Source organism: uncultured Azonexus sp., assembly GCF_937982035.1.
Lineage (GTDB): Bacteria > Pseudomonadota > Gammaproteobacteria > Burkholderiales > Rhodocyclaceae > Azonexus.
Window position 1 is genome coordinate 89,412 of the sequence record NZ_CALJNI010000004.1, and the last position, 14,830, is coordinate 104,241.

The window sequence follows — 14,830 nt, forward strand, 5'->3', positions numbered from 1 at the left end:
GGATGAACGATGATTTCGAGGATAGCACGGCCTGGCGCAAGGCCTTGCGACGAGAGATGGTGACCCGGCGCAGCCTGCTTTCCGGGGCGGAGCACCGGCGCTTGTCGGCGGCCATTGGCGAGCATTTGCGATCGACGTTCGCGGTGCCGGAAAGTTTCGCTTTCTGCTGGCCGATCAAGCATGAGCCGGATCTGCGCGACGTGGCGGAGACCTGGCGGCAAGCCGGTGCCCGGGCCGCCCTGCCGGTGGTGGTCGAGGTGGACGCACCGCTGCGTTTTCGTGCATGGACGGCAGCGAGCCGTCTGCTTGAAGATCGTTACGGCATTCCGACGCCGGTCGACGGCGAGTGGCTGGTGCCGGCGCTGATCCTGCTGCCGCTCAACGGTTTCGATCCGGCCGGTTACCGTCTGGGCTACGGCGGCGGCTATTTCGACCGCACGCTGGCGACTCTGCGCCCTCGCCCGTTGACCGTCGGGGTCGGTTTCGAGATCAACCGGGTCGACAGCATCCGTCCGGAGTCGCATGATCAACGGCTTGACTGGATCGTGACCGAGGCCGGCGCCGTCAGGCACGGCGACTGAGTCCGACCAGCGCGACGGCGCAGCAGACACCGGCCAGCGCAACCAGCAGCGCCTGGCGCAGGTCAAACAAGCCGGTTTTCATCGCCAGTTCCAGCGTGTACCCGTGATGCAGGCCGAGCAGCAGGCTGCCACAGCCGAGGACGAACCACAGGCCACGGGTTGCGGCCGGCAGGCGACGCAGCAGCGCGCATTCGAAAGCGACGCCGCCGGCGACGGCCTGGGCGAGGATGCCGGTTGCCAGTACCAGCAGGGTGACCTGGTAGGCAGTCATGCTGCCGAACAGGCGGTCGCCAGGCGACGCAGGGCTTCGTCCAGGGTCGCCGGCGGGCAGCCGAAATTCAGGCGCAGCCAGCCGGGGGCGCCAAAATCGCGACCGTCCGACAGGCCAAGACCGTGCGCCTCGAAATGGGCATGCGGGTTTTCGAGTCCCAGTCCGCGCACGTCGATCCAGGCCAGGTAGGTGGCTTCGACGTGTTGCATGCGCAGGCCGGCTTGACTGCGCACGGCAGCTTCGACGCGGTCGCGGTTGGTCCGCAGCACGGTGAGCAGTTCGCGGTGCCAGTCGGCGCAGTCGCGGTAGGCGGCTTCGCAGGCCACCAGGCCGAGCACGTTCACATGCGGCACGATGCCGTCCATCGCCCGCAGGAAGCGGCGGCGCAGCGCGGCGTCGGGAATGACCGCGAAGGCGCAGCCGAGTCCGGGAATGTTGAAGGTCTTGGACGGCGCCATCAGCGTGATGCTGCGCCGGGCAGCTTCGGGCGACAGGCTGGCGAACGGGATGTGCTGCTTGTCGGTGTCGAGGATCAGGCCGCAGTGGATTTCGTCGGAACAGACGATCAGGTCGTTGCGTTCGGCGTAGTCGGCCAGCTCGAGCAATTCCGCGTGGGTCCAGCAACGGCCGACCGGGTTGTGCGGGTGGCAGAGCAGGAACAGGCGGCTGGTTTCGGTGGTCGCCGCCTGCAGGGCATCCTGGTCCCAGCGCCAGCCGTCAACGGTTTCGGCCAGGTCGACGCGCTGCAGATTGCGTCCGGACAGGCGCGGGGCCGACAGGAAAGGCGGGTAGATCGGTGTCGCCGTCAGGACGTCGCCGTCGACGGCATGGCAGGCGATGTTCAGGCCGCTGACCAGGCCCGGCAACCAGACGATCCAGTCGGCGTCGACACGCCAGTCATATTCACCTTCAAGGTGAGCGAGCACTGACTCCGTCAGCGACGGCCAGGGGTGGGCGTAACCGAAAACCGGGTGCGCGATGCGTTGCTGCAAGGCGCCGACGACGGCCGGCGGCGCCGCGAAATCCATGTCGGCGACCCACAGCGGCAGGATGTCGCGGCCGGCGTAGCGGCCCCACTTGATCGAGTCGGAGCCGCGCCGGTCGATGACGGTGTTGAAATCGTTCAAACGTCGAGGTGTTCGTAAAGGGCCGTGGACAGGTAGCGCTCGCCGCAGGACGGAATGAGGACGACGATCAGCTTGCCGGCGTTTTCCGGCCGGCGGGCCAGTTCGAGTGCGGCCCAGGTCGCGGCACCGGACGAGATGCCGACCAGCAGCCCCTCCTCGGTCGCCATCTGGCGCGCGGTGGCAAAGGCGTCGTCGTTCCTGACGCGGATGACCTCGTCGTAGACGCCGGTGTTGAGCACGCCCGGGACGAAACCGGCGCCGATGCCCTGGATCGGGTGCGGGCCCTTCTGGCCGCCGGACAGCACCGGTGAGGCATCGGGTTCGACGGCGACGACGCGGACGCCCGGTTTCTTCGCCTTGAGCACCTCGCCGACCCCGGTGACGGTGCCGCCGGTACCGACGCCGGCAACGAAGATGTCGACCTGGCCGTCGGTGTCGCGCCAGATTTCCTCGGCGGTCGTCTGGCGGTGGATTTCGGGGTTGGCCGGATTTTCGAACTGTTGCGGGATGAAGTATTTCGCATCGGCCTCGGCCAGCGCACTGGCCTTGGCGATGGCGCCGCCCATGCCCTCCGGTCCCGGGGTCAGAATCAGTTCGGCGCCGTAGGCCTTGAGCAGCAGCTTGCGTTCGCGGCTCATCGTCTCGGGCATGGTGAAGGCGCACTTGATGCCGCGCGCCGCGCAGACCATCGCCAGGCCGATACCGGTATTACCCGAAGTCGGTTCGAGCACGACGCTGTCCGGGCCGATCTTGCCGGCGGCAATCGCCGCGTCGAGCATGGCGACGGCGATGCGGTCCTTGACGCTGTGGCCGGGATTGAAGAACTCCAGCTTGGCAACGACGGTGGCGCCGCTGCCGGCACCCAGTCGATTGATCCGGACCAGGGGCGTGTTGCCGACCAGTGCGCTGATGTCCTTGGCGATGTTCATCGATGTTCTCCGGGAGGTAATTGCCGCAGTCTAGCGGGGGCGCCGGTCATGGCAAAGACGGAAATCGCAATTTCTTATGAGCTTTCGTGCTTAGCCGAGGAAGAGCTTGTACACCGGGTTGTCGCTTTCATCCCAGTGCGCGTAGCCGAGGTTTTTCAGGAACTCGCGGAACTGTTTCATTTCCGCCGGCGGCACCTGCATGCCGACCAGCACGCGACCGTAGTCGGCGCCGTGGTTGCGGTAATGGAAGAGGCTGATGTTCCAGCCGCTGCTCATGTGCTCAAGGAAATTCATCAGTGCACCCGGGCGTTCGGGGAACTCGAAACGGTAGACCAGTTCCTTCATGCCTTTCTGGCAGACCTGTGGCGCGTGGCCGCCGACCATGTGACGGACGTGGTTCTTGGCCATTTCGTCGTCGCTCAGGTCGAGCGCCGCATAACCGTGCTTGTGCAGGCTGTCGAGCAGTTTCAGCGATTCCTTGCGGTCGCTGACCTGGATGCCGACATAGACATGCGCCTCGCTGTCGGAGTTGTAGCGGTAGTTGAACTCGGTGACGTTGCGCTTGCCGATCAGCGACAGGAACTTCTTGTAGGCACCCGGCTTCTCCGGCAGCGTCACGGCGAACACCGCTTCGCGCTGCTCGCCGAACTCGGCGCGCTCGGCGACGAAGCGCAGGCGATCGAAGTTCATGTTGGCACCGGAAGTCACGGCGACCAGGTTCTTGTCCTTGAGCTTGTTCTGGCGCGCATATTCCTTGGCCCCGGCAACGGCGAGCGCGCCCGAGGGTTCGAGGATGGAGCGGGTGTCCTCGAAAACATCCTTGATCGCCGCGCAGATGGCGTCGGTGTCGACCAGAATGACCTCGTCGAGGTATTCCCTGCACAGGCGGAAGGTTTCCTCGCCGACGAACTTGACCGCGGTGCCGTCGGCGAACAGCCCGACCTGCGGCAGGCGGACGCGATGGCCCTTCTCGATCGACTGTTTCATCGCGTCGGCGTCGAAGGTTTCGACGCCGATGACCTTGATTTCCGGACGCAGGCGCTTGATGTAGGCCGCCACGCCGGCGGCCAGCCCGCCACCGCCGATGGCACAGAAGACGGCGTGGATCGGGCCGTTGTGGCGCGAGTGCTGGCGCAGGATTTCCATCGCCGTGGTGCCCTGGCCGGCGATGACTTCCGGGTCGTCGAAGGGATGGACGAAGGTCAGCTTTTCCGATTTTTCCAGCTCCAGCGCGTGAGCGTAGGCTTCGTCGTAAGAGTCGCCATGCAGCACGACTTCGCCGCCGCGCCGTTTGACCGCCTCGATCTTGATCCCCGGCGTCGACACCGGCATGACGATGACCGCCCGGCAGCCGACCTTGGCCGCCGACAGCGCCACGCCCTGGGCGTGGTTGCCCGCCGAGGCGCAGATCACGCCGCGCTTGAGCTTTTCCGCCGACAGACTGGCGATCTTGTTGTATGCGCCGCGCAGTTTGAACGAAAACACCGGCTGCATGTCCTCGCGCTTCAGCCAGATGCGGTTATGCACCCGGGCTGAGAGGTTGCCGGCCAGGTCGAGCGGCGTTTCTACGGCGACATCGTAAACCTGGGCATTGAGGACTTTTTCGAGATAATCCGGGTGCATGATCTGATTCGGGCTGGGCAAAAGGGAGATTCTACGGGTGGAGTGGGTAAACGTCACGGCGGAACAAGGGCTTGCCGGCCTTTTCTTGAGCAGTTTTCTTGCCGCAACGCTATTGCCCGGCGGCTCGGAAGCCGTGTTGTGGGGTTTCCTGCAACTGCATCCGGAACAGAAATCGACCGCGCTGGCCCTGGCCACACTCGGCAATACGCTCGGCGGCATGACCTCGTGGGCCTGCGGCCGTTTCCTGCCGCGCTGGCAGCAGCTCGACCGTCTGCCGCAGATGCATCACCTGCAACGCTGGGGCAGCCCCGCCCTGCTCTTTTCCTGGCTGCCGCTGGTCGGCGATGCGTTGTGCGTCGCCGCCGGCTGGCTGCGCCTGCACTGGCTGCCCTGCTGCCTGTTCATGGCGCTCGGCAAGTTCGTGCGTTACTGGCTGGTGGCACAAACCGCAGCGGGATACTGAACCCCGGACGCTTTCCCCGGTCTACCGGCCCCGCGTGTTGCGCCGCAATACGCTAAAATCCTTCTTTTGACAGATCACGGCTGCTTCCATGACCGCCCGCCTGCGCGAAATCCCCTACAACTACACCTCGTTTTCCGACCGCGAAATCGTCATCCGCCTGCTCGGTGCCGACAACTGGGCGATCCTCGACGAACTGCGCGGCGAGCGCGTCACCGGCCGTTCGGCGCGGATGCTCTACGAGGTGCTGGGCGACATCTGGGTGGTCCAGCGCAACCCTTACCTGGAAGACGACCTGCTCGACAACCGTGAGCGCCGTGACGCGCTGGTCAGCGCCCTGCGCCATCGTCTGAAGGAAGTCGAGAAGCGTCGTGCCGAGAGCGAGGCCGAGGATCCCGAGCGTTCGGAGAAGGTCCGCCGCCTGGTCGTCGCCGCGCAGCAGGCCGTCGACCGCTTCGAGGCTCGTTTCGGCGAAACCATCGACCTGCGCCGCAAGGTGCTCAAGGTGCTGGGCAAGCACACCCGTCGCGACAACATCGCTTTCGACGGCCTGGCCCGCGTCTCGCACGTCACCGACGCCACCGACTGGCGCGTCGAATACCCCTTCGTCGTCCTCTACCCGGATACCGAGGAAGAAATCGCCCACCTCGTCCGCGGCTGCTTCGAGGCTGGTCTGACCATCATCCCGCGTGGCGGCGGCACCGGCTACACCGGCGGCGCCGTGCCGCTGACGCCGCATTCCGCGGTGATCAACACCGAGAAGCTGATCGACATCGGCCCGGTCGAGGAACTGGTGCTGGCCGGCCACGAGACCCCGTACGCGACCATCCGTACCGGCGCCGGCGTCGTTACCGAACGCGTTGCCGAAGCCGCCAGTGCGGCCGGCCGCGTTTTCGCCGTCGACCCGACTTCCGCCTCGGCTTCCTGCATCGGCGGCAACATCGCGATGAATGCCGGCGGCAAGAAGGCCGTGCTATGGGGCACGGCGCTCGACAACCTGGCCTGGTGGAAGATGGTCGATCCGGACGGCAACTGGCTGGAAGTCGAACGCGTCAATCACAACTACGGCAAGATTCACGAGCAGGAAAACGTCGAATTCCGGGTCAAGCGTTTCGACCCATCCGGCAAGAAGCTGCTCAGCGAGGAAGTCCTGGTCATGCCCGGCGCCGCCTGCCGCAAGATCGGCCTGGGCAAGGACGTCACCGACAAGTTCCTCGGCGGCATTCCCGGCGTGCAGAAGGAAGGCACCGATGGCATCATCGTCGCCGCCCGCTGGGTGCTGCACAAGATGCCGCCGGTGACGCGCACCGTCTGTCTGGAGTTTTTCGGCCAGGTCCGCGAAGCGGTGCCGGCCATCGTCGAGATCACCGACTACTTCAAGCCGGGCGGCGCCGGCCATGCGGCAGGAGTTCTGCTCGCCGGCCTGGAACACCTCGACGAGCGCTACGTCAAGGCGGTCGGTTACGCGACCAAGGCCAAGCGCCATGGTCGACCGAAGATGGTATTGATCGGCGACATCGTCGGCCACGACGAAAAGGCGGTGATGGCCGCCGCCTCCGAAGTCGTGCGCATGTGCAACCTGCGCGCCGCCGAAGGCTTCATTGCGGTCGACGCCGAAACGCGCAAGAAATTCTGGCTCGACCGTTCGCGGACCGCAGCCATCTCGCGCCACACCAACGCCTTCAAGGTCAACGAGGACGTGGTCATTCCGCTGCCGCGCATGGGCGAGTACTGCGACGGCATCGAGCGCATCAACATCGAACTGTCGACGCAGAACAAGCTGGCGTTGTGCGACGCCCTGGCCGACTTCCTCAAGGGCGACCTGCCGTTGCACTCGGGCGACGCCAACCTCGACAAGGAGGTTTTGATCGGTGACCGCCGGCAGGCCGCCCTCGATTACGTCGAGGCCGTCCGCCTGCGTTGGGAATGGTTGCTGGACAACCTCGACCTGCCGCTGGCCGAAGCCGAGTCGCGTTTCGCTTCTTATGGCGTGGTGGCCGGCGAACTGAGTAACAAGGCCGCCAACCCCACCCTCTTCCACCGTCTGCAGGACTATTCCGTGCGCACCTCGTGGAAACAGGAGCTGAAGGCGCGCCTGGCCAAGATCTTCGACGGCACCATGTACCGGCCGATCCTCGAGCGCATCGAGGCGATTCACAAGGAGGTGCTCCGCGGCCGCGTCTTCGTCGCGCTGCACATGCATGCCGGCGACGGCAATGTGCACACCAACATCCCGGTCAACTCCGACAACTACGCGATGCTGCAGACGGCCAACAAGGCGGTCGAGCGCATCATGCACCTGGCGCGCGGCCTCGACGGCGTGATTTCCGGCGAGCACGGCATCGGCATCACCAAGCTGGAGTTCCTGACCGACGACGAGATCGGCCCGTTCCGCGCCTACAAGCAGAAGGTCGATCCGGAAGGGCGCTTCAACAAGGGCAAGCTGATGCAAGGCGGTGACCTGACCAACGCCTACACGCCGTCGTTCAACCTGCTCGGCACCGAATCGCTGATCATGGAGCAATCCGAGATCGGCAAGATCTCCGACATGGTCAAGGACTGCCTGCGTTGCGGCAAGTGCAAGCCGGTCTGTTCGACCCACGTGCCGCGGGCCAACCTGCTCTACAGCCCGCGCAACAAGATTCTCGCCACATCGCTGCTGGTCGAGGCCTTCCTCTACGAAGAGCAGACCCGGCGCGGCATTTCGCTCAAGCACTTCGACGAGTTCAACGATGTCGCCGACCATTGCACGGTCTGTCACCGTTGCCTGAAGCCTTGTCCGGTCGACATCGATTTCGGCGATGTCTCGGTGGCGATGCGCAACTTCCTGCGCAAGCAGGACAAGAAACGCACCAGCCCCGGCACGCTGGCGGCGATGACCTACCTCAACCTGAAAGACCCAGCGACGATCAAGCTGATGCGCGGCGTCATGATGGACTTCGGCTTCAAGGCCCAGCGCCTGGCGCACAAGGCAGCCAAGGCGCTCGGCCTGGTTCAGGACTCGCGCAAGCATCCGCCGGCGACGCTTGGTGCGCCCAGCGTCAAGACTCAGGTCATCCACTTCCTCAACCGACCGATGCCGGGCAATCTGCCCAAGCGCACCTCGCGTGCCTTGCTCGACATCGAGGACGACAAGGTCATCCCGGTGATCCGCAACCCGAAGCTGGCCAGCGACGATTCGGAAGCCGTCTTCTACTTCCCCGGCTGCGGTTCCGAGCGCCTGTTCTCGCAGGTCGGCCTGGCGACCCAGGCGATGCTCTACGAAGTCGGCGCGACCACGGTGCTGCCACCCGGCTACCTGTGCTGCGGCTACCCGCAGAACGCCTCGGGCGATGCCGACAAGGGCCAGAAGATCACCACCGACAACCGCGTGCTGTTCCACCGTGTGGCCAATACGCTGAACTATCTCGACATCAAGACGGTGATCGTCTCCTGCGGTACCTGCATGGATCAGCTGCAGAAATACCAGTTCGAGAAGATCTTCCCCGGCTGCCGCCTGCTCGACATCCACGAGTACTTGATGGAAAAGGGCCTGAAGCTGGACGGTGTCGAAGGGACGCGCTACATGTACCACGATCCCTGCCACACGCCGATGAAGGCCTACAACCCGCTGGCCGTGACCAAGACACTGATGGGCCAGGATGTGCCGCTGACCGACCGCTGTTGCGGCGATTCGGGCTCCTTTGCCTACTCGCGCCCGGATATCGCAACGCAGGTGAAGTTCCGCAAGCAGCAGGAAATCGAGAAGGGCGCCGAGAAATTGCGTGCCGACGGTTTCCAGGGCGAGGTCAAGATCCTGACCTCCTGTCCCGCCTGTCTGCAGGGTTTGAGCCGCTACGATGACGATGCCGGTACCCAGGCCGACTACATCGTTGTCGAGATGGCCAAGCACCTGCTCGGCGACAACTGGATGGCGGACTACGTCGGCAAGGCCAATTCCGGTGGCATCGAGCGCGTCTTGCTCTGAGTCGGCAGCCGCCCACCTCCAGTAGAATCCCGTGACATCTTGCGCCGGCCACTTGCAGTTCGCATTGGCTGGTGCAATGCTACGCAAAACAACAGGGATTCATTGTGACTGACAGCACTTGCGAACTGTGTGCCGGACCCGGCGGCCATGTCCTATGGGCGGATGACGCCTGCCGCGTGATCCGCGTCGACGATCCGGTCCTGCCCGGATTCTGTCGGGTGATCTGGAACGAACACGTCCGCGAGATGAGCGATCTGCCGGTGGCCGACCGCAACCGGCTGATGCAGGTCGTCTTCGCCGTCGAGGCGGCGTTGCGCGAATGCTGGAATCCCGACAAGATCAATCTGGCCAGTTTCGGGAACGTCGTTCCCCATATGCACTGGCATGTCATTCCACGCTGGCGCGACGACCGTTTCTTCCCCGAGCCGATCTGGGGCAAGGCGCAGCGCGACGGCGTCGGGCAACGCAGCGGGCCCGGCGATGAACGGCTGACGGCTGCCATCGTGCATCATCTGGGGCAGGGAGAACAAGAATGAGCAACAGGCAACAAACCGAACTGGCGCGGATTGTCGATCTGGTAACCGGCATGGATTATCTGTCGGGCCTGATGCTGGCCAATCCGGCGGTGGCCGAACGGCAACTGACCGATTTCCTCGATGCCCTGCTCGCATCGCCGCCCGATCCCGGCGTGTTTTTCCAGTTACTGGAGCAGGCCAGGACCCCGCTTTGTTTCGTCGAAGAGGAAATGGCCCGCTACTACCACAACAAGGCGGTGCCACTGACGCCCGACGAGGAACAGGCATTCCAGATGGTCGTCCAGGCCTGGCGCAAGATGGGCCGGGCTTACGCGCTGTGCGCCAGCCTGGAGGAGCCGGCGACCGGGGAGCCGGGCTACCAGGCCTTGATGGCGACCATCCTGCACCGCTGCATCTACTACACCGGGATGGTGATTCTCGAGCACTACCGCGCCCGGCGCGAATTGCCGCCCGGCGTTTGGCTCGATCTGCATGGTTTCTTCGAGACCGCGGAGGAATGGGGCATCGCCTTCATGCCGGTCAGCGATCCCCTGGAAAACAGTGTTCAGGCGACGCACTGCGCGGCGGCCTACGTGACCCTGCTGCTGATCGATGTCGCCAGTCCGTACAGCAACAGCGTTCGCAATCTCAACCTGATCCGCCGCTGGGCAGCGATGTGGGCGCCGTTGGTGGGAATCGGTGCGCTCGAAAACGATCTTGAACTGCCGCCCTATGTGGTCGAACTGATGAAGGATCTGCCCCTCCATCCCAGTGCCACCATCGAAGGCTCGGCCCGGGATGTGCGCCGCCTCGACACCGGCCGGCTGGGTCTGCAGATCGATCATGCGCTGGGCCAGTTGCGCATGCGCTTCACCCCGTCGCAACTCGGCCTGGGCGAAGAGAGCAGCAGCCATGTCGCGCGATTGCTCGAGCAGCTGGTCAAACCCTGGTCGCAATCGACCTCGGCAAGGCGCTTCCGGCGCTTCGCCAGCGAGGGTATTGCCCATGTGGTCACCGGATTCGAAGCCATGTATTTCCACATCGCGGGCGAACCGTTCGAACAGCCGAATTCGGCCATCGCCTATTCCCGGGGTGAATTCGAGCAATTGTTCACCTTCAGGGATCGCGCCGAGCCCGGCCAGGCCCTGCAGATACGGCCACGGGCGGATTTCCCGGTCGAGCGCTGGTCGGTGATCAATCATTCGGCCAATGGCTTCCGCCTGGGGCGTAGCGAAAGCGGGCAGCGCGTCCTGCATGGCCAGTTGATGGCGGTTTGCCCGCACGACGGCGAGCGTTTCCTGCTGGCTTACGCCACCTGGTTGATGCAGGAAGCCGCCGGCGGCTTGATCGTCGGCCTGGCCACGCTGCCCGGGATTCCCCGGGGTATCGGGTTCCGGCCGCTGGACCAGGGAGGGGGGCCGACCATCGAGCGCTTCGCGCCGGCCTTCATCCTGCCGCCGATGCCGGCAATCGGCGAGGACGTCTCGCTGGTCCTGCCGCCCGGTTTTTATCATGCCGGCCGCGAGCTGGAGGTAATGGACGGTCGCAGCAACCGACGTATCCGGATGAATCATGTGCTCAACCGACAACCCGATTTCGAACGGATCAGCATCGTCGAGTTGTGAAGCACCGCAGCCCGGTTGCTTCAGGGTAAACTAGCCGGTCTGGCATGGAGGAAATTATGGCCGGCATGGAAAAGGACACCCCGATCCCGGATGTCATCCGTCTGCACAAGCTTAGCCGAGTTCTCGAACTGGGCTACGGCGACCAGTCGTATCGTCTCGATTTCGAATACCTGCGGGTGTTCACCCCGTCTGCCGAAGCACGGGGGCATGGGCCTGGCCAGGAAACCCTGCAGGTCGGCAAGCGCAACGTCGACTTGCTGGCCATCGAACCCGCCGGCACCTATGCCTTGAAACTGGTTTTCTCCGACGGTCACGACAGTGGCCTGTACACCTGGGACCTGCTGTACAACCTCGCCGTCCATCATGACGAGCTGTGGGCGGAATACCTGCGCCTGCTGGAGGCCCAGGGGGCTTCCCGCGATATCGACACCACGCCGAAATCCGGCGGTTCATCCTGCAGCCATCACCACTGATCGCCATGAACAAAGAAACAACGCATTTCGGCTACGAATCGGTCGCCGAACAGGAAAAAGCCCGCCGCGTCCGTGGCGTCTTCGATTCCGTCGCCAGTCGTTACGACCTGATGAACGACTTGATGTCGGGCGGCATGCATCGCCTCTGGAAGGCATTCACCATCCAGCGCAGCGGTGTCCGCGAAGGCTCGCGCGTCCTTGACGTGGCCGGTGGTACCGGCGACCTGTCGCTGGCTTTCGCCAAACGGGTCGGTAAAACCGGTCAAGTCTGGCTTACCGACATCAACAACGCGATGCTGGCACGCGGCCGTGACCGCCTGACCGACAAGGGTTACATGCTGCCGGTGGCGCAATGCGACGCCGAGAAGCTGCCCTTCCCCGACGACTGGTTCGATTGCGTCACCGTGGCTTTCGGCCTGCGCAACATGACGCACAAGGATCAGGCGCTGGCGGAAATGCGCCGGGTACTGCGTCCCGGCGGCCGCCTGCTGGTGCTCGAATTTTCCCGTATCTGGGAGCCGCTGGCCCCGGCCTACGATTTCTACTCCTTCCAGGTGATTCCCCGGATCGGCCAGATGGTTACCAAGGATGCCGACAGCTATCGCTATCTCTCCGAGTCGATCCGCATGCATCCGGATCAGGAAAGCCTGAAGTCCATGATGGAAGGCGTCGGTTTCGAGAAGGTCGAATATTTCAACATGGCGCTGGGCGTCGTCGCCCTGCATCGGGGTTTCAAGTTCTAATTTCGGGTCAGCGATGAGCCAACTTGAAGCCTTGATCGTCAAACCCGTGAACCATGTGCTGGGTGCTTCGCCCTGGGCCACGGAACGGCTGCGGCGTCATGCCGGTGCCCACGTCTGCCTGCAGGCCGGACCGTTGGCCCTGACGTTGTGCATCGACGGCCGGGGGTTGTTGCAGGTGGCCGAGCAGAGCGGCGACCCCGACGTGACCATAGAATTGAACGAAGACTTTCCGGCCAAACTGCTGCTTGAGCGGGAAAGCGTGATGTCGTCGGCGCGCCTGAGCGGTTCGGCCGACGTTGCCGAGACCCTGGCTTTCGTTTTCCGCAATCTGCGCTGGGATATCGAGGGCGATCTGGCGGCGGTCATCGGCGATATTCCGGCCCGTCGGCTGTCGCTGGCCGGCAGCCGGCTGATCCATGAAATGCGTAGCGGTGCGGGGCGCCTGTCCGGCAATCTGGTCGAATATGCGACCGAGGAAGCCGGCCTGCTCGTGTCCCCGGCCGCCGCCGGCGAATTCATCCGCGATGTCGATGCCTTGCGCGATGAAATGGCCCGCCTGGAAAAGCGTATTGCCCGACTCGGGGGCTGATCAAAGCAAGGCAGGCAGGAAAAGAAAAAGGCAGCCGAGGCTGCCTTTTTTGACTGGGAAGGAAATTCTCAGTGGGTATGCTTGCGCAGGCGCTGGATTGCCTGCAGCTGGGCGATTGCCTGGGCCAGTTCGGCTTCGGCGGCCGCGTAGTCCATTTCGGCCTGGCGGTTGGCCAGAGCTTCTTCGGCGTGACGCTTGGCCTCGAGGGCCTTGGCTTCGTCCAGGTCGTGGGCGCGAATCGCGGTGTCCGCCAACACGGTAATCATGTCGGGCTGGACTTCCAGCATGCCACCGGAGACATACACCAGTTCAAACTCGCTCTGGTCCGGCACCTTGAGACGGATGGTGCCGGGCTTGATGCGGGTCAGCAACGGGGTATGTTGCGGCAGGATGCCGAGTTCCCCGGCTTCGCCGGGGAACACTGCGATTTCCACCAGGCCGGAGAAAATCGATTCTTCGGCACTGACGACATCACAATGAACGGTCATAACCATTACTGGCTCCTATGCTGAAGCTGCATTACTGCAGCGTCTTCGCCTTTTCGACAGCCTCTTCGATGCCGCCGACCATGTAGAAGGCCTGTTCCGGCAGATGATCGTACTCGCCGCTGACGATGCCCTTGAAGCCCTTGATGGTTTCCTTGAGCGGAACGAACTTGCCCGGGGAACCGGTGAAGACTTCGGCAACGTGGAACGGCTGCGACAGGAAGCGCTGGATCTTACGGGCGCGGCTGACGGCCAGCTTGTCTTCCGGCGACAGTTCGTCCATACCCAGAATCGCGATGATGTCGCGCAGTTCCTTGTAGCGCTGCAGCGTCATCTGCACGGCACGGGCGACCGAGTAGTGCTCTTCGCCAACGATCTGCGGATCGAGCTGGCGGGAGGTGGAGTCGAGCGGATCGACGGCCGGGTAGATACCCAGCGAGGCGATGTCACGCGACAGCACGACCGTGGAGTCCAAGTGCAGGAAGGTGGTAGCCGGCGACGGGTCGGTCAAGTCATCGGCAGGCACGTAAACGGCCTGGATGGAGGTGATCGAGCCAACCTTGGTCGAGGTGATACGCTCTTGCAGACGGCCCATTTCTTCGGCCAGCGTCGGCTGGTAGCCCACGGCGGAAGGCATGCGGCCCAGCAGTGCGGACACTTCGGTACCGGCCAGGGTGTAGCGGTAGATGTTGTCGACGAAGAACAGGATGTCACGACCGTCGTCACGGAAACGCTCGGCCATGGTCAGACCGGTCAGCGCGACGCGCAGACGGTTGCCCGGGGGTTCGTTCATCTGACCGAACACCATCGCGACCTTGTCGAGAACGTTGGAGTCCTTCATTTCATGATAGAAGTCGTTACCTTCGCGGGTACGCTCACCAACACCGGCAAACACGGACAGACCCGAGTGTTGCTTGGCGATGTTGTTGATCAGCTCCATCATGTTGACGGTCTTGCCGACGCCGGCGCCGCCGAACAGGCCGACCTTGCCGCCCTTGGCGAACGGGCAGATCAGGTCGATAACCTTGATGCCGGTTTCAAGCAGATCGACGGACGACGACAGTTCGTCGAACTTCGGTGCAGCCTGGTGGATTTCGCGCAGCTCGGTGCTGTCGATCGGGCCGGCTTCGTCGATCGGACGGCCGAGGACGTCCATGATGCGACCCAGCGTGCCCATGCCGACCGGCACGGAAATGCCGGCGCCGCTGTTGTTAACCTTCATGCCGCGGCGCAGGCCGTCGGATGAACCCATGGCGATGGTGCGGACGACGCCGTCACCCAGCTGCTGCTGCACTTCGAAGGTCAGGCCGGCTTCAACCATGCCATTTTCTTCGGAGGCGTCAAGCTTGAGTGCGTCGTAGACCTTCGGCATCGCGTCGCGCGGGAAGTGGATGTCCACAACTGCGCCGATACACTGAACGATGGAACCTTGACTCATATTC

14 protein-coding genes are annotated in these 14,830 nt (G+C 63.9%); 8 read left to right on the forward strand and 6 right to left on the reverse strand.

Going from position 1 to position 14,830, the window contains the following annotated elements:
* Window positions 1-2 precede the first annotated feature (2 nt).
* Window positions 3-581, forward strand: a complete 579-nt coding sequence (locus Q0799_RS03060) for a 5-formyltetrahydrofolate cyclo-ligase (protein ID WP_298394038.1) — start codon at window positions 3-5, stop codon at window positions 579-581.
* Here the strand turns inward: Q0799_RS03060 and Q0799_RS03065 are convergent.
* The 4 genes from Q0799_RS03065 to ilvA form a co-directional block, all read right to left on the reverse strand.
* Window positions 565-852, reverse strand: coding sequence for a hypothetical protein (locus tag Q0799_RS03065; RefSeq protein WP_298394040.1), 288 nt, complete (start codon window positions 850-852; stop codon window positions 565-567). The two genes, Q0799_RS03060 and Q0799_RS03065, sit on opposite strands and share 17 nt — an antisense overlap.
* Window positions 849-1,979 (reverse strand): MalY/PatB family protein, encoded by a 1,131-nt coding sequence (locus tag Q0799_RS03070; RefSeq protein WP_298394042.1) that lies wholly within the window; start codon window positions 1,977-1,979, stop codon window positions 849-851. The genes Q0799_RS03065 and Q0799_RS03070 overlap by 4 nt, the downstream gene beginning before the upstream one ends.
* Window positions 1,976-2,908, reverse strand: coding sequence for a cysteine synthase A (gene cysK / locus Q0799_RS03075; RefSeq protein WP_298394044.1), 933 nt, complete (start codon window positions 2,906-2,908; stop codon window positions 1,976-1,978). Before cysK ends, Q0799_RS03070 begins: the two co-directional genes overlap by 4 nt.
* Before the next feature lie 90 nt (window positions 2,909-2,998).
* Window positions 2,999-4,531, reverse strand: coding sequence for a threonine ammonia-lyase, biosynthetic (ilvA, locus tag Q0799_RS03080; RefSeq protein WP_298394046.1), 1,533 nt, complete (start codon window positions 4,529-4,531; stop codon window positions 2,999-3,001).
* An 85-nt stretch (window positions 4,532-4,616) separates the two neighbouring features.
* Between ilvA and Q0799_RS03085 the strand changes: the two genes are divergently transcribed.
* From Q0799_RS03085 to Q0799_RS03115, 7 genes are all read left to right on the forward strand, one after another.
* A complete protein-coding gene (locus Q0799_RS03085) occupies window positions 4,617-4,994 on the forward strand; it encodes a YqaA family protein (protein ID WP_298394048.1) in 378 nt (125 codons plus the stop codon).
* An 88-nt stretch (window positions 4,995-5,082) separates the two neighbouring features.
* Entirely contained in the window at window positions 5,083-8,958 is a 3,876-nt protein-coding gene (locus tag Q0799_RS03090) for a DUF3683 domain-containing protein (protein WP_298394050.1), read from the forward strand.
* 104 nt (window positions 8,959-9,062) lie between these two features.
* Entirely contained in the window at window positions 9,063-9,494 is a 432-nt protein-coding gene (locus tag Q0799_RS03095; protein WP_298394052.1) for an HIT family protein, read from the forward strand.
* Complete coding sequence (locus Q0799_RS03100) at window positions 9,491-11,098, forward strand: hypothetical protein (protein WP_298394054.1); 1,608 nt, start codon at window positions 9,491-9,493, stop codon at window positions 11,096-11,098. Before Q0799_RS03095 ends, Q0799_RS03100 begins: the two co-directional genes overlap by 4 nt.
* 56 nt (window positions 11,099-11,154) lie before the next feature.
* Window positions 11,155-11,571, forward strand: a complete 417-nt coding sequence (locus Q0799_RS03105) for a DUF971 domain-containing protein (RefSeq protein WP_298394996.1) — start codon at window positions 11,155-11,157, stop codon at window positions 11,569-11,571.
* Between the two features lie 5 nt (window positions 11,572-11,576).
* Window positions 11,577-12,314, forward strand: a complete 738-nt coding sequence (gene ubiE / locus Q0799_RS03110; RefSeq protein ID WP_366940764.1) for a bifunctional demethylmenaquinone methyltransferase/2-methoxy-6-polyprenyl-1,4-benzoquinol methylase UbiE — start codon at window positions 11,577-11,579, stop codon at window positions 12,312-12,314.
* Between the two features lie 13 nt (window positions 12,315-12,327).
* Window positions 12,328-12,903, forward strand: coding sequence for a hypothetical protein (locus Q0799_RS03115; protein WP_298394056.1), 576 nt, complete (start codon window positions 12,328-12,330; stop codon window positions 12,901-12,903).
* Window positions 12,904-12,971: 68 nt separating this feature from the next.
* On the opposite strand, the gene Q0799_RS03120 is transcribed toward Q0799_RS03115, so the two are convergent.
* Together Q0799_RS03120 and atpD are read right to left on the reverse strand one after the other, a co-directional pair.
* Entirely contained in the window at window positions 12,972-13,397 is a 426-nt protein-coding gene (locus tag Q0799_RS03120) for a F0F1 ATP synthase subunit epsilon (RefSeq protein WP_298394058.1), read from the reverse strand.
* Window positions 13,398-13,422: 25 nt separating this feature from the next.
* A complete protein-coding gene (atpD, locus tag Q0799_RS03125; protein ID WP_298394060.1) occupies window positions 13,423-14,826 on the reverse strand; it encodes a F0F1 ATP synthase subunit beta in 1,404 nt (467 codons plus the stop codon).
* Window positions 14,827-14,830: the final 4 nt, after the last annotated feature.